The sequence below is a fragment of the Aeromicrobium sp. PFPM2_SD2 genome, from assembly GCF_057364525.1.
The window spans coordinates 1-2,912 of sequence record NZ_JBNFNZ010000319.1 but is presented as its reverse complement, the minus strand read 5'-3'; the positions used below and the strand labels follow the sequence as shown (position 1 = coordinate 2,912).

3 protein-coding genes and 1 pseudogene are annotated in these 2,912 nt (G+C 72.9%); 1 reads left to right on the top strand and 3 read right to left on the bottom strand.

The annotated features are described in order from the left end of the window. Positions 1–22: 22 nt before the first annotated feature. The 3 genes and pseudogenes from rsmA to AC2W7G_RS12825 all read right to left on the bottom strand — a co-directional run. Positions 23–727, bottom strand: a pseudogene (gene rsmA, locus AC2W7G_RS12835) (16S rRNA (adenine(1518)-N(6)/adenine(1519)-N(6))-dimethyltransferase RsmA); the annotation flags it as partial. 17 nt (positions 728–744) lie between these two features. Then, entirely contained in the window at positions 745–1,857 is a 1,113-nt protein-coding gene (locus tag AC2W7G_RS12830) for a resuscitation-promoting factor (RefSeq protein WP_485868784.1), read from the bottom strand. A 108-nt stretch (positions 1,858–1,965) separates the two neighbouring features. Next, positions 1,966–2,655 carry a TatD family hydrolase gene (locus tag AC2W7G_RS12825; RefSeq protein WP_485868783.1) on the bottom strand — a complete coding sequence of 230 codons (690 nt, stop codon included), beginning with the start codon at positions 2,653–2,655 and terminating at the stop codon, positions 1,966–1,968. Between the two features lie 7 nt (positions 2,656–2,662). Here AC2W7G_RS12825 and AC2W7G_RS12820 point away from each other — a divergent pair. Next, positions 2,663–2,912, top strand: a 250-nt coding sequence (locus AC2W7G_RS12820; RefSeq protein WP_485868782.1) for a hypothetical protein, incomplete at its 3' end; no start/stop codon positions are given.

The following is a 2,912-nucleotide window of genomic DNA, read 5'->3' as shown; positions in this document are numbered from 1 at the left end:
GCAACGCTTACGGCGCTGCGCGAAAGGCGGCGTCGACGAGCGTGAACGTGCGGCTGCGCAGCCGCTCGGTGTCCCAGCCGTCGACCGCGGGCGGCTCGCGCCGCGTCCAGGCCACGAGGGCCGAGTCGACGTTGGGAGCCGGCCAGAAGACGGTGCGCCCGATGTTGCCGGCCAGGTGCAGGTCGCCGTACCAGGCGGCCTTGACGCTCGGGACGCCGTAGGTGCGCGAGCCGGGGCCCGCGGCCAGGCGGTGCGCCACCTCGGCCTGCACCATCACCAGGCCGCGCTCGATCGACGGCAGCAGCTCCAGCAGGTGCAGCAGCACCGGCACCGAGACGTTGTAGGGCAGGTTCGCGACCAGCGCGGTCGGCGCCGGCCCGGGCAGCTCGGTGACCCGCAGCGCGTCCTGCAGCACCAGGGTGAAGCGGTCGGCCGCGGACGGGGCGTGGTCGGCGACGGTCGTCGGCAGGCGTCCGGCCAGGACCTCGTCGACCTCGATCGCGACGACCCGGTCGGCCGCCTCGAGCAGCCCCAGCGTCAACGACCCCAGGCCGGGGCCGACCTCGAGCACGACGTCGTCAGCGCCGATGCCGGACGTGCGCACGATGCGGCGCACCGTGTTGGGGTCGATGACGAAGTTCTGCCCGCGCTGCTTGGTCGGGCGCAGCCCGATCTCCGCGGCCAGCGTGCGGACGTCCGGGGCGGTGAGCAGGCGGACCTGCCTCACCTCCCCGGCGGAGCCGCTCAGTGAACGCCGACCTTGGCCGCGCAGGACCACTGGCCCCAGCCAGCGCGGGCCTGCAGGATCTTGGCGTACTTGATCTGCACCTCACGGCTGTTCTCGTGCGGCAGGCCCGGGCCGCCGACGCTCTTCCACGTCGCGGCGCTGAACTGCAGGCCGCCGTAGTAGCCGTTGCCGGTGTTGATGTGCCAGTTGCCGCCCGACTCGCACTTGGCGATGCGATCCCACACGCTGTCGTCGCCCGACGAGGACGTCTCGGGCTTCTTGGTGCCGCGCTCCTCGACCTGGGTGACCGGCTTGCGCACGGTCTCGGTCGACAGCACGGTGCGGCTGCGCTTCTTGCCGTCGGCCATGACGTAGCGCACCTGCTGACGGGCCTTGCCGTCCTTGCCCTTCGTGACGACGTCGACCTCGCCCTCGAGCGCGTCGGGGTCCTTGCGGACGGTCGTCTCGTGGTCGAGGGTGACCGACTCGGTCTTCTCCACGACCTCGATGTCGACCACGCGGATGCGCGCGCCGTCGGCCAGGACGGTCGTGAGCGCCGGGGTGACCTCGTCCTCACGGCCCGGACGCACGCCGGCGTCCTCGAGCACGTCGGCGACGGTGACGCCGGTCGAGGTGACCGTGCGGCGCTTCTCGCCCTGACGGATCTGGACCGACTTGGGGTTGCTCACGACCAGCTGCAGGCCGTCCAGCGGCACGCGGGCGTCCATCGAGCGGGAGACGAAGGCGCCGGCCTCGGGCTCCACGCCGAGCGCCGCGAGGGCCTCGTCGACGGTGTGCTCCCAGGTGGTGACGGTCTTGCGCTGGCCGTCGACGGTCAGCGTGACCGGACGGGCGTAGCTGACCTCGACGGTGTCGCCGTCGGAGATCGAGGTGGCCTGGGCCGGGACGACGCGGTCGTCGAGACCCACCTCGACGTCCTGGGCCTCCAGCACGGAGGCCACGTCGTCACCGAAGGTGCGGACGGTCTGCTCCTTGCCGTCGACCACGAGGGTCACGGTCTTGGACAGGCCGGCGTAGGCGATGGTGCCGCCGGCGACCACCAGCAGGACCGCCGTGTAGACGGCGATCATGGGCCAGGACAGTGCCTTGAATCGTCGAGCGAAAGCCACGCTTCTCCTCGCGTGTCGGGGGCAGACAACTTGTCCACCATAACCAGCGCCTGGTGGCAGGCCAAGCCGACGAATCCCAGGTCACACCTGCAACGCCGGGCGGTTCGGCTACCAGCGGCCGCCGAACGCGGCGAACGTGTTGGCCTCGACCTGCCCGCACAGCTCGGCCAGGTCGGCACCGCGGACCTCGGCCATGAGCCGCATGGTGTGCGGCACGAGGAAGGACGCGTTGAGCCGTCCGCGGTGCGGCTCGGGGGTCAGGAACGGGGCGTCGGTCTCGACCAGGACCCGGTCGGCCGGGGCCTGGGCCAGCGCCTCGCGCAGGTACGGCGCGTTCTTGAACGTCACCGTGCCGGCGAACGACAGGTAGGCCCCGCGCTCGACGCAGGCCCGCGCGAAGTCGGCGTCGCCGGAGAAGCAGTGCATGACCCAGCGCTCGGGCGCCCCGACCTCGTCGAGCACGGCCAGGACGTCGTCGTGGGCGTCGCGGTCGTGGATGACGAGCGTGCGGTCGTGCCGCTTCGCCATCGCGACGTGGGCCCGGAACGAGCGGTGCTGGGCCGGACGTCCGTCGGCACCGGTGCGGAAGTAGTCCAGGCCCGTCTCCCCCACCGCACGGACGTGGTCGCCCGCCCCGGCGAGCTCGTCGATGACCGCGAGCGCCTCGTCGAGGCGGCCGTCGGCGTCCAGGCGGGCCGCGTCGTTCGGGTGGATCGCCACGCCGCGACGAGCTCGGGGTGCTCGGCCGCCGCGGTCGACCGCCCAGCGCGAGTCGTCGACGTCGCAGCCGACCTGCACGATGCGCGTGACGTTGACCGCCGCCGCGGCCTCGACTCGCCGCGCGGGTGCCCAGGCGGTGTCCGCCCTTGACCCGCACGTCGAGGTGGCAGTGGTTGTCGACCACCGGCGCGGGCAGCGGCTCGGGCGCCTCCGGCCAGAGCGCGCGGACGTCCTGCTCGCCCTGCTCGCTCACGCGGACGGAGCGTCCAGCTCCAGGCGCGGGAAGAGCGCCGGGCCCTTGGTGACCGGCGTGCCGGCGGGCAGCTGGCCCAGCG